At 43.5% G+C, this 16,872-nt stretch carries 17 protein-coding genes; 11 read left to right on the top strand and 6 right to left on the bottom strand.

Annotated features, from left to right (window positions below):
- Positions 1-54 precede the first annotated feature (54 nt).
- The gene (locus tag AC6R00_RS05800) at positions 55-663 is read right to left on the bottom strand and encodes a TetR/AcrR family transcriptional regulator (RefSeq protein ID WP_500639634.1); all 609 of its coding nucleotides are present in this window, start codon (positions 661-663) and stop codon (positions 55-57) included.
- A gap of 360 nt (positions 664-1,023) precedes the next feature.
- Between AC6R00_RS05800 and AC6R00_RS05795 the strand changes: the two genes are divergently transcribed.
- Positions 1,024-2,271, top strand: coding sequence for an MDR family MFS transporter (locus AC6R00_RS05795; RefSeq protein WP_500639633.1), 1,248 nt, complete (start codon positions 1,024-1,026; stop codon positions 2,269-2,271).
- Positions 2,272-2,298: 27 nt separating this feature from the next.
- Here AC6R00_RS05795 and AC6R00_RS05790 read toward each other — a convergent pair whose 3' ends face one another.
- A complete protein-coding gene (locus AC6R00_RS05790) occupies positions 2,299-3,393 on the bottom strand; it encodes a mechanosensitive ion channel family protein (RefSeq protein WP_500639632.1) in 1,095 nt (364 codons plus the stop codon).
- A 119-nt stretch (positions 3,394-3,512) separates the two neighbouring features.
- The gene (locus tag AC6R00_RS05785) at positions 3,513-3,953 is read right to left on the bottom strand and encodes a DUF2850 domain-containing protein (protein ID WP_239853361.1); all 441 of its coding nucleotides are present in this window, start codon (positions 3,951-3,953) and stop codon (positions 3,513-3,515) included.
- A 495-nt stretch (positions 3,954-4,448) separates the two neighbouring features.
- Between AC6R00_RS05785 and ppnP the strand changes: the two genes are divergently transcribed.
- The 4 genes from ppnP to AC6R00_RS05765 all read left to right on the top strand — a co-directional run bounded on the left by ppnP (position 4,449) and on the right by AC6R00_RS05765 (position 6,966).
- Positions 4,449-4,736, top strand: a complete 288-nt coding sequence (ppnP, locus tag AC6R00_RS05780) for a pyrimidine/purine nucleoside phosphorylase (protein WP_500639631.1) — start codon at positions 4,449-4,451, stop codon at positions 4,734-4,736.
- Between the two features lie 153 nt (positions 4,737-4,889).
- The gene (locus tag AC6R00_RS05775; RefSeq protein WP_500639630.1) at positions 4,890-5,174 is read left to right on the top strand and encodes a hypothetical protein; all 285 of its coding nucleotides are present in this window, start codon (positions 4,890-4,892) and stop codon (positions 5,172-5,174) included.
- Between the two features lie 17 nt (positions 5,175-5,191).
- The gene (locus AC6R00_RS05770; RefSeq protein WP_500639629.1) at positions 5,192-6,403 is read left to right on the top strand and encodes a B12-binding domain-containing radical SAM protein; all 1,212 of its coding nucleotides are present in this window, start codon (positions 5,192-5,194) and stop codon (positions 6,401-6,403) included.
- Positions 6,404-6,678: 275 nt separating this feature from the next.
- Complete coding sequence (locus AC6R00_RS05765; RefSeq protein WP_239853355.1) at positions 6,679-6,966, top strand: hypothetical protein; 288 nt, start codon at positions 6,679-6,681, stop codon at positions 6,964-6,966.
- On the opposite strand, the gene AC6R00_RS05760 is transcribed toward AC6R00_RS05765, so the two are convergent.
- Positions 6,963-8,120, bottom strand: a complete 1,158-nt coding sequence (locus AC6R00_RS05760; RefSeq protein ID WP_500639628.1) for a GGDEF domain-containing protein — start codon at positions 8,118-8,120, stop codon at positions 6,963-6,965. The genes AC6R00_RS05765 and AC6R00_RS05760 overlap by 4 nt on opposite strands.
- Positions 8,121-8,400: 280 nt before the next feature.
- Positions 8,401-9,312 carry a LysR substrate-binding domain-containing protein gene (locus AC6R00_RS05755; RefSeq protein ID WP_500639627.1) on the bottom strand — a complete coding sequence of 304 codons (912 nt, stop codon included), beginning with the start codon at positions 9,310-9,312 and terminating at the stop codon, positions 8,401-8,403.
- A gap of 88 nt (positions 9,313-9,400) precedes the next feature.
- On the opposite strand from AC6R00_RS05755, the gene AC6R00_RS05750 reads away from it, so the two are divergent.
- Positions 9,401-10,309 (top strand): DMT family transporter, encoded by a 909-nt coding sequence (locus tag AC6R00_RS05750; protein ID WP_500639626.1) that lies wholly within the window; start codon positions 9,401-9,403, stop codon positions 10,307-10,309.
- 35 nt (positions 10,310-10,344) lie between these two features.
- Here the strand turns inward: AC6R00_RS05750 and AC6R00_RS05745 are convergent, their stop codons facing one another.
- A complete protein-coding gene (locus AC6R00_RS05745) occupies positions 10,345-11,412 on the bottom strand; it encodes a DUF3541 domain-containing protein (RefSeq protein WP_500639625.1) in 1,068 nt (355 codons plus the stop codon).
- A 374-nt stretch (positions 11,413-11,786) separates the two neighbouring features.
- Between AC6R00_RS05745 and AC6R00_RS05740 the strand changes: the two genes are divergently transcribed.
- From AC6R00_RS05740 to AC6R00_RS05720, 5 genes are all read left to right on the top strand, one after another.
- Positions 11,787-13,163, top strand: a complete 1,377-nt coding sequence (locus tag AC6R00_RS05740; RefSeq protein ID WP_500639624.1) for a diguanylate cyclase — start codon at positions 11,787-11,789, stop codon at positions 13,161-13,163.
- Positions 13,164-13,233: 70 nt separating this feature from the next.
- Complete coding sequence (locus AC6R00_RS05735) at positions 13,234-13,668, top strand: Mpo1-like protein (RefSeq protein ID WP_494503837.1); 435 nt, start codon at positions 13,234-13,236, stop codon at positions 13,666-13,668.
- A 228-nt stretch (positions 13,669-13,896) separates the two neighbouring features.
- Positions 13,897-14,913 carry a TRAP transporter substrate-binding protein gene (locus AC6R00_RS05730; protein ID WP_500639623.1) on the top strand — a complete coding sequence of 339 codons (1,017 nt, stop codon included), beginning with the start codon at positions 13,897-13,899 and terminating at the stop codon, positions 14,911-14,913.
- Positions 14,914-14,981: 68 nt separating this feature from the next.
- Positions 14,982-15,539: a TRAP transporter small permease subunit gene (locus AC6R00_RS05725; RefSeq protein WP_004743987.1), complete on the top strand. Its 558-nt coding sequence runs from the start codon at positions 14,982-14,984 to the stop codon at positions 15,537-15,539.
- Entirely contained in the window at positions 15,532-16,848 is a 1,317-nt protein-coding gene (locus AC6R00_RS05720) for a TRAP transporter large permease (protein ID WP_272788064.1), read from the top strand. Before AC6R00_RS05725 ends, AC6R00_RS05720 begins: the two co-directional genes overlap by 8 nt.
- Positions 16,849-16,872 lie beyond the last annotated feature (24 nt).

Below are 16,872 nucleotides of genomic sequence, written 5' to 3'. Positions count from 1 at the left end.
AATGCCCCTGATGAGGGGCGTTGTTTTAATTGATAGTTGCTTCAACTTATATAGTTACTTCACTTTGTAGGTTGCAACAAAACTCGTGACTGCGTGCTTGATGGCTTGCTTAACTTCTTCGCAGCTTGGGGGAGGCAAATGAGCGACTAATTGTGGCCAGAAAATCACCGCTTTAATGCTGCCAATATATTGTTCTATGGCAATAGATACATCGGATATTTCCAATGCGCCTGCTTTTATCCCTTGCTTCGCCCATGTTTGTATGCCGTATGAATCTCCAACCGACTCGAACTTAGACACCAATACCTTTGAGGTTTCATGACTGCGGATACATTCGGCCATCACAAGCCTTGCGGTAATCTGGTAATCCTCATTGTTGATGTAACACAGCTGCTTCAACGTTAATTCGGTTAATTGCTCTTCAATTGATACAGAAGGTTCAAACGCCACCTCACATTGGTCATCAAAGCGGCACATAAGCTTATCCACAATAACTTCAAATAGAGCCTCTTTGTTTGGGTAGTATTTGTAAAGCGTGCGCTTAGATACGCCAGCATGCTTGGAAATACCCTCCATACTTGCTTGTTCGAAGCCTTTTTGAGAAAAAACGTCGATGGCAGATCTAATGATATCTTCTTGTTTTATATCGCTTCTTTTTACCATGAAAAGTATCCAACAGACTTCAAGTAAACGATGGCACTTACTTTATAATTGGTGATGCTAAAAGTATACACCATCGTTTACTTCATAATTGTGATTAATCTTAGTGAGATAGATGCTTAATGTCAAAAACGAGATTAACACAAGATATTGGTGGTTTGAGCAAGAAGTTCAACTGAAAAAAATGACTCTTAGCTATCGAAACTAGAATCTTTAACTATTTATTTTTTAATGCCTTTTGCGGTTTTTCCTACAATTTGCAGGCTTTCTCTCTACTCGCTCTATAAAGCCTTTTTTTTTTATTGATTATTTGTATACTGGCTAAATAACAATTATGCAACAAGTTGGTTTAAGGAGAGTGGTATGGAAAGAGAACAAAGCTTGTTTCAATGGGAAAGGGTGAAGCGATTTAACCTTCCCGTCTGGACTGTCCTTATAGGTGTTCTTATCGCGCGAACCAGCTTCTTTATGGCTTGGCCATTCTTAGTCGTATTCCTGTATCAAGACTACGGCGCGTCGGCAATTGAAGTCGGCGGTATGCTAGCAGCGTCTGCATTTATCGGATCTTCGACAGGTCTTTACTCGGGGTACTTATCCGATAAGTTCGGTCGAAAATGGTTGATGGTAGCAGGTTGCTTTATTGCATTCTTTGCCTACTGTGGTATCGCTCTAGCGACAGAAATGTGGCATTTCCATCTATTAGTATTACTGACCGGTTTGATGCATCCAATGATTGATGGTCCAGCAAAAGCGGTACTCGGTGACTCCTTGGCTGATTTGAAAGACCGAGAATTGGCGCTTAACACACGTTACTTCCTGTTAAACATAGGTGGTGCTGTTGGGCCATTAATCGGCGTTACATTGGCACTGGCTGATCCGCAAAGCCTATTTTTGGTGACAGGGATTACCCACCTTGTGTATGCCTTTTGGATTATGTTTGGTATTGAGAGAAAGAGCCACAAAGCGGATAAGGGCAAGGAGCCTTCTGTACTACCAAACTTTAGGCAAACCCTAAAAGTGATAAGCCAAGACAAAATATTTGTTTTGCTCCTATTTGCTAACTTGCTGCTGATGTTTGTCTACGCTCAATTGGAATCATCAGTGCCTCAAGTGATTGTACGTAGTGGTATTGAAGATGCCGCTAAACTCATTGCTATGCTGATGGTCGTTAATACTGCAACGATAGTTATTTTCCAGTTCCCATTGCTTAAGCTAATGGAGAAGCTGCCGCTGTTTAGTCGCACTAGAATTGGTATGGTACTGATAGCGATGGGGCAGGTTGGCTTTATCGTGTCACCAAACGATTCTGCACTTGGTTGGGCTATCGCGTGCTTTATTATTAGTGTCGGTGAAGTGATCACTTTCCCAACCATCAATGTACAGATTGATCGTCTTGCACCTGACCATTTACGCGGTTCTTATTTTGGCGCCACTGCGCTGTACACGCTAGGTTTCGCGATAGGGCCGCTGCTTGGTGGGGTAATGATTGAATGGTTTGGTGCCACTTGGTTATTCGCGCTCTGTTTTGTTGCCTGTCTAGGGATGATTTGGCTTTATTACGTTGCCTCCCATATGGAAGACACTGTAGAGCGTGAGGTTGCAATGCAGTAGCCCAAGTCTGGGCTACTTATCGAATGTTTAGCGCGCGATTACTTCTTCTTCGCCGGCTCGCTGAGGATCAAGTTGTATCGTTTGAGTCGGGAAGGCGATATCGGCATCATGCTGCTGAATGATCTGGTAGATTTTGAGCAGTACATCTTGCTTCACTTCGTGGTAGCGAATCCAGTTAACGGTTTTTGTAAAGGTATAAACCATTAGGGTCAGAGAGGATGGAGCAAAACCATTAAAGTTAACAATCAGGGTTTGCTGTGTATCGATATCTGGGTGGTTTTCGAGCATGCTTTTAATATCTGATACGATGATTTCGACTTTTGCTCCATCTTTGTATCGAATACCAATGTTCTCGTTAATACGTCGGTTGAGCATGCGAGACGGGTTTTCTACGACAATGTTGCTGAAAACAGAGTTAGGAACGTAGATGGGTCTCTTGTCGAAGGTTCGAATGATCGTCATACGCCAACCGATGCGTTCTACCGTTCCTTCTATCTGTCTGTCTGGAGAGCGAATCCAATCACCAACTTTAAATGGTCGGTCAAAGTAGATCATCATTCCACCGAAGAAGTTAGACAGCAGATCTTTGGCGGCGAGACCAACAATTAAACCACCGACACCACCAAACGTAAGTAGGCCAGACAGGCTTAAACCAAATGCCTGCATGACAGTTAGCGCACCAATGACGATAAAGAACAACCGAGCAACTTTGGCAACCGCCTGTACGGTTGTTTCGTCTCTGTTGTTCTGTTTTAGTATGTACTCTTCAATGTTGTTGATAAGACGCATGGTGATCCAAACGAAAATACCAATCACTAAAATGAGCTTAAGAGTACTCAGCCAGTTAAGCTTGGAGCCCATGTAATCTTGGAGAAGAAAACCTGCTGAGATAGTTGCTGGCCAGCACCATATCAACGCACTTACTGGGGTCTTTAATGCTTCTAGCGTTAGATCATCCCAATGAAAACTAGTTTTTTCAACCAATACCTCTAGTCGGCTGTAGACGATGCGCCATACGATCCACACCAGAAAACTTGCCAACGTGATAAGCAAAACATTGGTATCCCAAGTTTGCAGCATGTTGGCGAGTGGTTGCGGTAATTGCGTGAGTAACTCGTTCATTTTTCAATTCTAATTTGGTCGGTATGGCACAAGTATATGTGTTATATCACCGTCAAACTAGAGGTTATCAACCGACTAACGTGAAATGGAGTGTGTGACAAAGAGACGAGCGTTGATTCTCACTTATTGCCGAAATGATCCGAGAGCGCTGCGCGACGATTTTTAGCGGAGCCTCCTCCTGACATATCGATAGTATTTTCATAGCCCTCTTTGATAAAACGCTGGGTAGGGCTGTTGGGTTCTAAACGCCTAAGTTGAGGAGATTTGAAGGTTCCTGCCAGTTGATAGATGGAATCGCCACCTCCCGTCTGAACGGTAATGCGCTTGCCATCGAAATCAAATTGGGTCGCTATTAATCGGTCGTTACGATAGACGCCGCGCGAATTCAAGGTAAGCACCTCAGTCTGATAAGGCGGCGCACCGATTTCTATCCACCTGCCGTAAACATGTTTAGGGTGGGTATAGTCTTTATAGCTAAAATAAAGCAGTGCACTGAACGCGATAGCCAGAGTGACGAAGATGAACACGAAGGCGGTTCTGATAGCGGAACTTTTAGTCATTTCAACCTGCTGTCTTCGTCATAGGGGTGAATTTACTGCGGACACATAGATTGTCGGAGATTATAACTCAGCGCAATAACGCCTGAGAGAACTTTGAACTCCAGCCCAAAATTGTTAAGGTAACGAATGTGTCCTACATATTATTTTAGCCGACTTCAAGCTAATTAACGAATTGATCGTCGTTGTTGAGATCAAGGTTACCGTGTTGTTTAGTCATCCGTATTATCATCGAGTGACTAATACCAACCAGAATAAATATCTGGTCATTCTTGCTAGTTAAAATCGCTGATAGCTTCGTTATAGCTATGTTTGCAAAGAATGGTGTAGGTAGATCAAATAGCTAGTCGCAATCTATGCCTTGCTCTAAGCGGTTTTTCCTGCGCAATTATCTGATCAGCTATTTATCCCGATTGGTATAAATGTTGTTGCCTGATTTAAAAAAATTCGATAAAACAAATGTTTTGATGGAAAGTAGTTAAGCTCAAGGAGAGATAAATGATCAAGGTAAACAGTTACTTTGAAGGCAATGTTCAGTCACTCGGTTTTACACAGCAAGATGGTGACTCAAGTGTTGGTGTCATGGCTGCTGGCGAGTACACATTTGGTACCGCTGCAGCGGAAAAAATGACGGTGGTTAAAGGAGCGTTGACCGTCAAACTAGCGGGTGCTCAAGATTGGGTAACTTATGGCGCCGGTGAGTCTTTTAATGTTGCTGGTGATTCATCTTTTGATCTGCAAGTGAAAGAATCAACCGCGTACTTGTGTGAATACTTGAGTGAGTAATCATAATCATTTTAGTACCCGACAAAACCACGCAGCGGCGTGGTTTTTTTGTGCCTGAAAGTTCTCTTCGTCAACACCATTTGGTAACCCAATGTTAACCAATACCTTGTTACTGTTGCTGCTTGAAGTAGCAAGGTACTTAAAGGTCACTCAGTGCGATTCGAATTTAAGTTAGCGGTTCCTAAAAAATGGAAAACAATGGTAGCGCTGTCGCTTGCCATGATTGCCTTGAAGTTTAACTTGTTTGTTATTTGGGGTGTCTTTTGTTGCTTTTGGGGTTTTGAGAACTTGCGGAACAAAGAGGCTTACTTCGTCGAGCGCGTCAAATTGAGCGAAAACCCGGTACTCTTTACCAGTATCATTTTGAGTTGGTTCATTATGGGCGCGCTCTACTTCTATATGGACGACCGTATCTTCCAGTTTTTCTATGCACTTTAGCCATCAAGAGGTGTGACATGAAGGTTTATTTAATCAAAGCGTCATCAGGAAGCGATTATTCAAAGTACAAAGCGCAGACAGGCGGCCCGCCGCAAAACATATTTGCAGCGGCAGCTGCAACGCCTAAGTGGTATAGCTTAGATATGGTGGATGAAACCATCGGTATGAAGGCAGACTTGAAGACAGATGCGCAGTTGATAGTGATATTTATGTCTACACCAGATGCATATAGAGCGTATGAGCTGGCGAAAAACTACCGAGCGAAAGGTAAGCTGGTGGTACTGGGTGGATTACATACCAAGTTCAATCAATACGAAGCAGCCGACCATGCAGATGCGATTATCATTGGCGAGGTTGAAAACTATTGGCTGGAATTACTCAATCACGCCGAACTTGGTATGTTGAAACCTAAGTATGAAAGCAAGGAACCGGTTGACCTTAGTCAGCTTAACCCTTACCCAACAGATATCATTTCGCCTTCGACTTACCACTACACATGGTCAGTAGTGGTGACGCGTGGGTGTCCGTTTAAGTGTAATTTTTGCCTAGTCCCTAGGTTCTTTAACAAGTTCGAGACAAGGCCGATTAGTCATATTGTTGATGAGTTAAAGCACCTAAAGTCGCTTGGGGTTGAATGGGTCGAGCTACATTCAGATAATCTTACCCATAACCGTGAGTTTGCTATTCAACTATTCGAAGCCATTGCGCCACTGAAAATGAGTTTTTATGGTGAGACAACGGTTTTGATTGCACGTGACGAAGAGCTACTCTCAGCGGCCAAAAAAGCGGGCTTTAAAGCGGTCTTGCTTGGAATAGAAACACCATCGGAAGCCGCTTTGAAAGCGCAGAAAAAAGGATTTGTAAAACCAGACAAAATGAAGGAGTACATCAACAAGATAAGGCAGTATGGCATTGAAGTGTGGGGAGACTTCCTATTCGGATTTGACGAGCACGACACATCAATCTTTGAGCAAACTCAACGGTTTGTAAAGGAAATAAAAGTCGACAAGGTGATCCCGCACTACATGATTCCTTTCCCTGGTTCGGAAACGTTTAAAAAACTGGATCAAGAAGGAAGAATTCTAACCAAAGATTGGTCGAAATACGATGGCAGCCACGCAGTCTACTTGCCCAAGAAAATGACCCCGAACGAGCTTGAAGAGGGGATATATTGGATATGGCGCAAGAACACGTCTTTTGTCGAAAAGATGAAATCTTGGCTTAGTTAATCCAACACTTTGATGATTTCCCATTTTGATTGTCGATTTGATAAAGATTAAATTCACTTAATGTGTCAAAGGCTTGCGACTCCTGCTTAATCATATGGTTAGCAATATGTACAATAACTGGCACGAGGATTGCTGTGCATAAGGTAAGCCTGTTGAGGAATAGATTCCTTAGTGAGCTTTCGGAAATGCCGAAGATTTCAACAGTTATAATCAAAATTGTTATTGTAAGTCTTGGCTATACTTAGATAAAGGCGGTCAAAAGAGAGGAGGTGCTTATGGCTGTTGTTCCAAAACACACTGACTCCCATGGTCGATACGACCCAAAACAGGAGTTAACCGCAGACCAGCTTCATCGTTTTGGTAAAGTTGCTCAAAAGGCACGTGAAAGACGAAAAGAAGAAGTTGAGAGAGGCACAGTGTCTGCTGTTGCAAGAGCAGCTAAAGATGCAGCTTTCAAACCTGTGGTCACTCCAAGAAGAGAAAAGCATAACACGGTACGATACGCAGCTTGGATGCTCGTCGTGATGGCTGTTTGCTTATGGCTGATGTATATGAGTGGTTAACCTTGCTTTAGTGAGGTGACACTGGCTAGTGTTCCTTTCGTTTCTTTCTTTATACCCACTGGATTGTCAACGCGATAGAAGCGGTATTGATTTTTCCCTCCGTGTTTAGCGGCATACATAGCTTTGTCGGCGCATCGAGTCAGTTCTGAGAGCGTTTCAGCGTCGTCTGGATAAAGGGCGACTCCTACGCTGACAGTTAGCTCGTTGATTCGTTCCGACGCTTGATAACTGTGCGAGAATAAGCCGCAAATTCGTTTAAGAATACCTTCGAGGTCTTGCTTCGACTTGACGTCATAAAGTAGCAAAACAAATTCATCTCCCGCGAATCGAGCGATGGAGTAATCATGTTTATCGGTATTGCGGTCTTTATTGCGAATGTTATTTTTTAATCGTCTTGCAAAATGTTGTAGAACTCGGTCACCGACATCGTGGCCATAATTATCATTGATGAACTTAAAGTTATCGATATCGAGGAATACCATCGCTGTCACAGCGTCACTATCTTTCTTCTCTTCTAGTTTACCGAGTGCCCAGGTTTCGAAACTCCAACGATTTGCCAGACCGGTAAGGTGATCAAGATAGGCAAGATCTTCAATCCCTTCCTTATAAAGAGATTGGATGTAAGTCATCACTCTTGAATACTGAAAAGCGTAAATGTTACACAGTAAATACAAGGCGAATAGGCTAATTAAGAAGATTCCATGAGAACTCCCAGAAGCTTCTAGTGCAGCGTCAGACAACATTACCGAAGCTAAGACAACTAAGAAGAAACCGCTACTGAGAATAGCACTTACTTTAAATTCGTTAGCGAATATGATGATGGCCGTAATGGGGTATAGCCAGAGAAGTCTATCTCCTAGATTTTGTCCATAGAAGAGCAGAATGACGCCATGAAAAAGAAGCACGCCACTTAACACAAGATCACAATACTTTGGAGAAGGATGGCGAACTAGATAGGCAATATTAAGAGCAAGGATAACGGATGTGAATAAGTTAATAGATGCGAATAGGAAGTTTTGTTCAATAAAACGAACCAAGCTGAAAGTAAAAATGATGATTAAAGACACAGCAGAGCAAAGCAAGACAATTTTCCGCTTACGAGTAGCACGGATGTCTGCCATTTCTTCTATTTGCTGACCAGCAGGCTGTGTCATATCTTACCTTTACTAAAATTACAGTCCCTCAAGCAAAGTCTAGAAGAAATTTTCAAGTCTGAACGAGGAAAGAATTATAAAGAATTTAGTAACTTCAGTAACTTATATGAATATTGGTGTATATTGAGTGTTTTTTTAACTATGACGTTAATTTTGACGCATAGGTAACTCACTGTGTTGAATTCCAAAATTTTTTATACGGTAGATTATTGACGCTCACAAAATCTATATTCGTAACACTAAATGGGTATGGAATTGAGGGTTCTTATAACAAAAAAATCTATTGCTCTAAATGAGAGTTTTTGCCGAACTCACGTCTTATCCAACTTCTAAGCTGCAGTACGTTTTCGTTTTTTAGTTTGCCCGGCTGACAAGCGAAGTAGAACTCTTGATGCGGATTCAATACTGGTTTTCCTATTTCAACTAAATAGCCCTGTTGTACATCGTCACGAACAAAAATTCGGTGGGTAACAAACACACCCAGATGGCGAATAGCAGCTTGAACCGCTTGAATAGATGCTCCAAATTTTAGATTGTTAGCCGGATTAGGAATTGAAGTATTGTTCGCTTCGCACCACACTTGCCAGTCGTGCTTTCTTCTATCGTTGGCTGCAATTATCGCCGGGTAGTTTTCGAGTAATGCTATTGGGCTGTCATAGTCAGCGGCTAACTCCGGGCTCGCCACCATGATCAGCTCGTCATCTGAGAGCTTTTCACAATAGTAATCTTGCCAGTCTTCTACCTTACCGTGTATCACCGCAACATCGACCCCTTCATCTTCCATAACAAACGTACCAATGAGGGTAGAGATTCTTACATCTAGATTCGGAGCGTATTGGTTGAGCTGGTTTACTCTTGGGATCCACCAGTGCATTGCCAGTGAGTTGACCATATTGAGAGTCAAGCGATGGGATTGCTTGTCTTCAATGAGCTGGTGGGTCGCGCGAGTAATTTGCTCAAGTGCAGGAGCAATACTTTTATAGTATTGGCGTCCGGTGGCATTGAGAGTTACGTTGCGACCGATGCGGTTAAACAGAGATTGCCCTATGTGGCTCTCTAAAGACTTGATTGCTTGGCTGATAGCGGAGTGACTGACATGCAGTGCAGAGGCTGCGTCTGTCATGCTACCAGTCTCGGCGACCGCAACGAAGGCATAGAGAGATTTAATTGGAGCTGGGACGATACGTTTCATATGTAAGTTTTTCTTACTGGTGGTGTCAATATTACTCGTTATTTATTTCGGCCTTCTAGCCCTACACTTAAGTTTAAGGGAGGGAGTTATGTCGAACCAGTTGTACCCAGTTTTATTTATGTTGGCCTCAACCTTTAGTCTGTCATTAACCGGGCTACTTTCCAAATTCTTAGGCCAATACCTTGAACCAAGCTTACTTAGCTTTCTAAGGTTTATGGTGCCTGCACTCATCATTGTTTTAATGACAAGAACGGTATACAGCCGACCAAAAGGGCCATTATGTCAGGCTATTTGGATTCGAGCGTTATGTATTGCCGCGTGCCAAGTCTGTTTTATCTATTCGCTGAATCACTTGAGCCTAGTTGAAAGTGTCGTTTTATTTGGCACAGGGCCACTGTTTTTGCCTTTGTTAGAAAGGCTAATATTTAATACTCACTTAAAGTGGATATCAATTTGGGGGCTATTACTGACGTTTACGGGAGTACTTCTACTCGCGGGAGACGTTTCAGGGATTAATCTACGACTGGAATTGTTGGTTGGGCTAGCGTCCGGCCTATTCAACGCGGGCTCGCAGCTTAGCTTATATCGCATTAGTCAGTCAGACCTAAACGCGTTTGAAATCAACTACTGGACGTTTTTATTTGCGGCGATAGTATTATCCCCTTACGTTGGTTTTAGCTACTTTACGACTGAACAGATGCTCACTACGTCAGGGACTAAACTAGAATTGCTTTTTGCTGCGATGCTAGGGGTCTCGTTCCTAATCATCAATACGCAGGTATTTCGTTCCAAAGCATACAAGTTGGCAGAGTCAGGGTCGCAATTGGCTCCGCTAATCTTTACTAACTTGCTGTTCACCGCGATATGGCAGTGGTTATTTTATGCAGAAAGCTACAGTTATTTACAAGTGATGGGACTGACTTTGATCGTGCTTGCCAATATGTTTGTCGTCTTTGCTCCAAGACTTCTAGCCAAGAGACAAGCATCTATGGCCTAAACAAATAGCCCCGCGGTTGCGGGGCTATGCGAAGTTTATTGTGGGATAAGTCCATATGGTGGGTTAGAGAACATCTTTGGTTGATCTTTCACTGTTGGAGCTTCATTAACTTGCTGCCAGTCAAGCAACATGATGGCAAGAACATTGCGGTGTTCACCATATGTGACATCGAAATCACCAGTGACAGAAGGAATCATCCCTTTGTCTGGGTCAATTGAGCTTTGAATTGCCTTGCGGGTTTTTTCGACTACGGGATCGTCTTCAAGCCCGGCTAGCAAGAAAGTAATGCCTACTTCCGCGATCACATCTTCTTTTGCTCGAACCAGAATCGTGTCGATGTTTTTGCGGAAATAGTCGTAAATCCACTGATGTTGTTTCTCGCTGACTTTGTGCTGATAGTATTCCGAGTCACCGAAAATGATATGGGTCATGCCATAAAGCTTGTTGCCGTACTGCTGTTTGGAAAGCTTTTTGTCTTCGCTGTCTGGGTATGCAGTTTTGAAAGCTTCAGTGAAAGGTTCGACGACGTCTTGTTCTCCGAGCTGTCTTAGCCAATAAACTTGATTAGCAAGTTGTGCAGCCCAAGCCTTAATCATCTCTTGATCAGTCGCATATTTAGCAAAATCATATCGGCGAATGACAGAACGCAACTTATCGTCTTGCTTGTGTTTTAGGCCATATTCATTTGCCCTTGCCATGGAGCCTAACAGATCAACACCAAGGTAGAGGTATTCAGGCATATGTTTTGTGACGGTATAACGTCTTACACTGCGTTCATCGGTTTCACCAATGTAACCAGAAACGCGCTTTTCAGAGTAAAGGAGTATCTGTTCTGGTGTATTTATTTCTGCTGCAAACTTGTTGAGTCGACTGGCAACACGGGCCATATCAGTCCACACCGCGGCCGAATATTTGCGGTCTAGCGTTTGGCGGAACATGCGCAACCCATAGTGCCCTTCCTTAAAGGCTGGAAGGGTATACAGCTGGCTTTCATAGGTATGTTTAATAATATCCGCAGAGTCTTTGTAGCTTTGTGGCGGTGAAGCTATTGCCGAGTTAGAAAAAACAATAGCAAGACATAATCCGATCAACTTTCTGCGCATTCTAAAAGCCCGATAAAACCCAATGAATATAACCATTAAGGTTAACAGATATTTTAAACGTCGATGTTATCTCTCGGTCAAATATTGCAATGAATTGGAGTCTACAAGTTATTAACGTGAGCCGGATGCAAAACCGGTCAATAAGATAATCGCCTTACTAAAGGATGATCATTGGTCCATCACATGCTGATTTTCGTCGTCACACTCGAGAAAAATGGCCTCATTGTCGATAATTTTATCTATTGTCGATGAAAAATAGGTCGATTTAATGTAACTTTTATATAACCAATACAAATAATAACAATACAAATAACAGGCTTACTTTGCTCGGGTGCTACCGAGTGTTTTGTTGCATGACTAGTTGTGGGGGGCGAATGGCCTTAAGTTCAGGCAGGCATTTCTATCTTAATGCCATATGTTTGTTTGTTTTTGTTATCTCTATCGGATTGGTTGAATCACTTGATCGCAGCCAAAAGTCTTTCTTGCGCGATAGTTTATTGGCCCGAGCCAAAGAAGAAGTCTCTATTGTTCGATCTGAATTAGAATCGGCCATTGTTTCAGATATCTACGTTGTTAACAGTTTGCCCGCATTAGTCGCAGCTAACCCTGAATTTGAGTTTTCAGGTTGGGATCTGATTGCTTCAAGCGTTATCAGAAAAAGCAGCCATGTTCAGTTGCTGGGCTTAGCTCCAGATGATGTGATTAAATACATCTACCCTTTGGAAGGCAATGAAAAAGCATTGGGCTTGGATTACCGAACGATTCCAAGCCAATGGCGGACGGTTAAGAAAGCTCAAGACCTACAAGAAATCTTTATCGCGGGTCCAGTCAACTTAGTGCAAGGTGGCTTGGCGCTGATTGCGCGCGTTCCGATCTTTTCAGATCCTCCGTATAACTCAAGATATTGGGGGGTATGCAGTGTAGTCATCTCGCTTGAATCGTTGTTTCTTGATGCTGGGGTTTCATCATTTGAACACAGATACAATATTGCAATTCGAGGAAGGGACAGTACAGGTTTAGATGGGGAAGTTTTTTATGGCTTGCAATCAACCTTCGATAACGCATTTGCTATTGAATCGGTTCACTTTCCCTATGGAAACTGGGTGATTGCAGCTTCGACAAAGAAAGACTTACTCGCGAGCAAACCTTGGTATCAAGTCCATGCAGTTCGGCTGCTTGGCTACCCAATGATACTTATTCTACTTGGTGCGTTTGCATTGACATATCGACTTTATGCTGCGGCAAGTAAGCGCTCGCTGCAAGACGAGTTAACGTTACTACCGAATCGGCGTTACTTTATGTATACCTTGCGTGAACACTTTGATTCTGTGAAGAAGCGCCATGAGCCTGATAGGTTTGCGATTCTAAATATCGATCTTGATAAATTTAAAGCGATCAACGACACCTATGGACATGCGGCAGGTGATAAGGTCTTAATTGCCACTGCAGAGCGTTTAAAGAGTGTGTTGAGAACATCTGATGTCGTGGCGAGAATTGGTGGGGACGAATTCTTAATCCTTTTGCCACGAATTGAACACTCCAATGACATCGACGTAATCAACATCGAATTGCAAAAAGCGATTTGTCATACCCCTGTCATATTCGAACAGCACTTGATCAACTTACAAGTGAGTGTCGGCTACGCGATCTATAAGCCTGAATTCAATGACATAGACGATATGCTCAAGTTGGCGGATTCTCGTATGTATCAAGAAAAACGTCGCCAGTTGCAAAAAACTATCACAAATTAGTCTTTATTGAAGGCAGGGGATGTAAAGCCATGCTATAGAAATAATAGGATGATTTTACAGGTGAAAGAGCATGAAGGATCTCACTCAGTGGCTTGCTGAATATGGTGAAAGCCATCAGAACCCGATCAATCAAAAGATACATAAAGTAGCCGTCCCCGGAATTTTTTTATCAGTGGTCGGACTAATTTGGTCAATACCGCCGCTTGAATTGTTTGGTTTAACACTCAACTGGGTTTGGGTGGCTGCTTTACCCGTAATGGTGTTCTATTTCCGACTGTCACTCAGCGTGTTTCTTATGATGTTGGGTTTTACGCTCGCTTGTATCTCTCTGGTTTGGTCTATTGAAGTCATGCAGTTGTCGGTTTTGCTTGTTTCTTTGGTGCTGTTTGCCGTGCTGTGGCTGTTTCAGTTTATCGGTCACAAAATCGAAGGGAAAAAGCCATCATTTTTCGAAGACGTTCAGTTCCTACTGATTGGCCCTATCTGGGTGTTCAGAAAGCGATAACAGATGATCGCGATCTAGCTAGGCGAGACTTTGATCACAGAGTCTGATCTTGATGTTAATTCTTTTGGGTTAGTAAATAACAAATGTGACAATAGTCATAGTAAAACGTTATCTGTTACCGGTAACATTAACTTTAACGTTACCGGTAACATAAAAATTAGAACCGGTAGTTTACCTAGGTCATATCGGCTAGATTGGAAACTGAAACAAATAAAGGATACCCCTACTATGAAAGCGATGACTAAAACTCTGCTTGCTGCCACGATTACCGGTCTTTTCTCCGCCTCAGCGTTCGCTGCAGATTTTAATCTAAAGATTCAATCATCAGATCCGTCTGGCGATCTCAACTACAAGGTTCAGCAAAACTGGGTAGAGCGTGTTGAGAAAATGTCTAACGGCCGCATCGAAATCGACCTATTACCAGTAGGTGCAGTGGTTAAACACACTGAAACTCTAGGCGCGATCAAAATGGGTATCCTAGATGGTCAAGTGACGGCTACCGGTTACTTCTCAGGTAAAGATCCAGCATTCGGCCTTATCGGCAACATGGTAGGTGCTTGGTCAGATACGACACAGCTACTGCAATACATGAACTACGGTGGCGGTAACGAGCTAATGACTGAGCTGTATGCACCATACGGTGTTAAGTTTGTTGGCGCATCGACCACAGGTGTTGAATCCTTTATTTCTAAGAAGCCGATTGATGGTGTTGATGACCTAAAAGGCTTGAAGCTTCGTGCACCAGAAGGTCTGGTTCAGCAAGTCTTTGCGGCAGCGGGTGCGACGCCAGTAAACTTGCCAGGCTCTGAAGTATTTACCGGCCTAAGCAAAGGGGTTATCGATGCTGCAGACTACACAGTTTTCTCAACCAACCAAAAAGCGGGCATGAACGATATCGCAACGCATCCAGTTCAACCTGGTTTCCACTCTTTGCCTCTAATTGATATCTCTATCTCGCAAAAGAAATGGGACAAGATGCCGGAAGATTTGCAAACCATTCTTCAGACTTCGGTACGCGATTTCTCTTACGATATGACGACTCAGCTAAAAATGGCTGACCAAGCCGCAGTGAAGGAAGCGCAAGCAAACCCAAATATCACCATTCACAACTGGTCTGACGAAGAGCGTAAGAAATTCCGTGAAATTGCCAAGACTCAATGGAAAGTGTTTGCAGAGCGTTCTCCAAATGCACAAAAAGTGTATGACTCAGTAACAACATTCTTAGAAACCAATGGTCTTCTTTAAGCTATCCGTCCTTGTTTAGCTTCTCTCGGGAGGGCTAGCGCCCTCCTAATTTTTTGGGAACATTTTTTATGACTGATAAAACACCCCATACGCCACCAGAGCCTGATGAACAGCCAAGAAACTTTTTGGACAGAATCATTATAAAAATCAGCAACCTGTTGAGCTGGCTGTTTATCGCGACAGTACTTATCTCATTTTATGAAGTTGTGATGCGTTACGTATTTGATGCACCGACGACTTGGGTTCACGAAACGGCATCATTTATTGGCGGGTCTCTGTTCATTGTTGGGGGAATATACGCATTCGCCGCCAATAAGCATGTTCGTGTGGTGTTAATCTACGATGCGGTCTCTTCTCAAACCCGCAAGTATCTGAATCTAGTGCACCATATTGTGGGACTAGCTTTCGCCGGGATGCTGGCCTATGCCGCGTATTTTCTAGCGCAGGAAGCTTGGTTTACTCCTTGGGGGGAACTTAGATTAGAAACGTCTGGCTCAGTCCTCAACGCCCCTTACCCTGCATTACTCAAAGGTCTGATCTTTGTTGTTCTCAGTATTCTTGTTGTCCAGTTTGTATTGCACCTAATCCAAGAGATTATGGGGCTAAGGAAGAATGACGATGTTTGATCTCTCTTCAATTGGCATCGCATGGGGCAGCGTACTCATGCTAGTGATGATGATTGGTTTGCTGCTTACCGGCATGCAGCTCGCTTTTGTGACAGGTTTTGTCGCCATCTTCTTCACCTTATGTTGGTTTGGGCCAGATGCTCTACCTCTTATTGCGAGTCGTACCTATAGCTTCGCCTCTGGTTACGTGTTCTTAGCGGTTCCGATGTTTGTCTTAATGGCGGCACTGCTAGATCGTTCTGGTATCGCTAAAGACCTGTTTGATGCGATGAAATCAGTCGGTCGAAAGGTGCGCGGTGGTGTTGCCGTTCAGACATTATTGGTTGCCGTATTACTTGCCTCAATGTCTGGTGTTATCGGCGGTGAAACCGTCCTACTTGGTATTCTCGCACTGCCTCAGATGCTGCGATTAGGCTACGACCGTAAACTCGCTATCGGTACTACTTGTGCTGGTGGAGCGTTGGGAACCATGCTGCCTCCGAGCATTGTATTGATCATCTACGGTATGACAGCGAGCGTATCAATTGGTGATTTGTTTAAAGCGTCATTTTTGCCCGCCTTTATCTTAGCTGGCTGCTACATCGCATACGTTTTGATTCGCTGTAAGCTGAACCCTTCTCTTGCGCCGATTCCGAGTGATAGCGACGAGGAAGATGAACCTCAAGTCAGCTACTTTAAAGCGTTGTTTTTCCCTCTTCTCTCTGTCGCGGTTGTATTAGGCAGTATTTATACCGGTGTGGCGTCGGTGACTGAAGCGTCGGCATTAGGCGTAGTCGGCATCATGCTCTCTGCGATCATTCGTGGTGAAATGAACTTCAAAATGCTTAAGGAAAGTGCCATCGCAACGATGCGTACCTGCGGCATGATCATGTGGATTGGTATCGGCGCAAGTGCATTGGTCGGTATCTACAACCTAATGGGCGGCATTGATTTTGTCGAAGAGGTGATTCTTGGTCTGAGTGGTGGTAGCGCGATTGGCACCCTATTGATCATGATGGTGATTCTATTGGTTCTGGGTATGTTCCTTGACTGGGTTGGCGTAGCGCTACTAACCATGCCTATCTTTGTGCCAATTATTACTGGCCTAGGCTTTGACCCAGTATGGTTCGGTGTCGTGTTCTGTTTGAACATGCAAGTTTCTTTCTTGTCACCACCGTTTGGCCCTGCTGCATTCTACTTAAAATCTGTGGCACCGAAGGACATTAGCCTTGGAGAAATCTTCACTTCACTGCTGCCATTTATCGCATTGCAGGTGTTTGTACTTAGCTTAGTGATTATTTTCCCGGAATTAGCGATGTGGTGGAAATAACCACCTCATAAGCGAACGATTACA

The sequence above is a fragment of the Vibrio sp. R10-SF1-ISO8 genome (assembly GCF_059833805.1).
This window is presented reverse-complemented; position numbering and strand designations above follow the sequence as displayed.

Excerpts from the sequence above, each read along its gene's own strand:
- AC6R00_RS05800 (WP_500639634.1), bottom strand. The coding sequence starts at position 663 with ATGGTAAAAAGAAGCGATATAAAACAAGAAGATATCATTAGATCTGCC.
- AC6R00_RS05795 (WP_500639633.1), top strand. The coding sequence starts at position 1,024 with ATGGAAAGAGAACAAAGCTTGTTTCAATGGGAAAGGGTGAAGCGATTT.
- AC6R00_RS05790 (WP_500639632.1), bottom strand. The coding sequence starts at position 3,393 with ATGAACGAGTTACTCACGCAATTACCGCAACCACTCGCCAACATGCTG.
- AC6R00_RS05785 (WP_239853361.1), bottom strand. The coding sequence starts at position 3,953 with ATGACTAAAAGTTCCGCTATCAGAACCGCCTTCGTGTTCATCTTCGTC.
- ppnP (WP_500639631.1), top strand. The coding sequence starts at position 4,449 with ATGATCAAGGTAAACAGTTACTTTGAAGGCAATGTTCAGTCACTCGGT.
- AC6R00_RS05770 (WP_500639629.1), top strand. The coding sequence starts at position 5,192 with ATGAAGGTTTATTTAATCAAAGCGTCATCAGGAAGCGATTATTCAAAG.
- AC6R00_RS05765 (WP_239853355.1), top strand. The coding sequence starts at position 6,679 with ATGGCTGTTGTTCCAAAACACACTGACTCCCATGGTCGATACGACCCA.
- AC6R00_RS05760 (WP_500639628.1), bottom strand. The coding sequence starts at position 8,120 with ATGACACAGCCTGCTGGTCAGCAAATAGAAGAAATGGCAGACATCCGT.
- AC6R00_RS05755 (WP_500639627.1), bottom strand. The coding sequence starts at position 9,312 with ATGAAACGTATCGTCCCAGCTCCAATTAAATCTCTCTATGCCTTCGTT.
- AC6R00_RS05750 (WP_500639626.1), top strand. The coding sequence starts at position 9,401 with ATGTCGAACCAGTTGTACCCAGTTTTATTTATGTTGGCCTCAACCTTT.
- AC6R00_RS05745 (WP_500639625.1), bottom strand. The coding sequence starts at position 11,412 with ATGCGCAGAAAGTTGATCGGATTATGTCTTGCTATTGTTTTTTCTAAC.
- AC6R00_RS05740 (WP_500639624.1), top strand. The coding sequence starts at position 11,787 with ATGGCCTTAAGTTCAGGCAGGCATTTCTATCTTAATGCCATATGTTTG.
- AC6R00_RS05735 (WP_494503837.1), top strand. The coding sequence starts at position 13,234 with ATGAAGGATCTCACTCAGTGGCTTGCTGAATATGGTGAAAGCCATCAG.
- AC6R00_RS05730 (WP_500639623.1), top strand. The coding sequence starts at position 13,897 with ATGAAAGCGATGACTAAAACTCTGCTTGCTGCCACGATTACCGGTCTT.
- AC6R00_RS05725 (WP_004743987.1), top strand. The coding sequence starts at position 14,982 with ATGACTGATAAAACACCCCATACGCCACCAGAGCCTGATGAACAGCCA.
- AC6R00_RS05720 (WP_272788064.1), top strand. The coding sequence starts at position 15,532 with ATGTTTGATCTCTCTTCAATTGGCATCGCATGGGGCAGCGTACTCATG.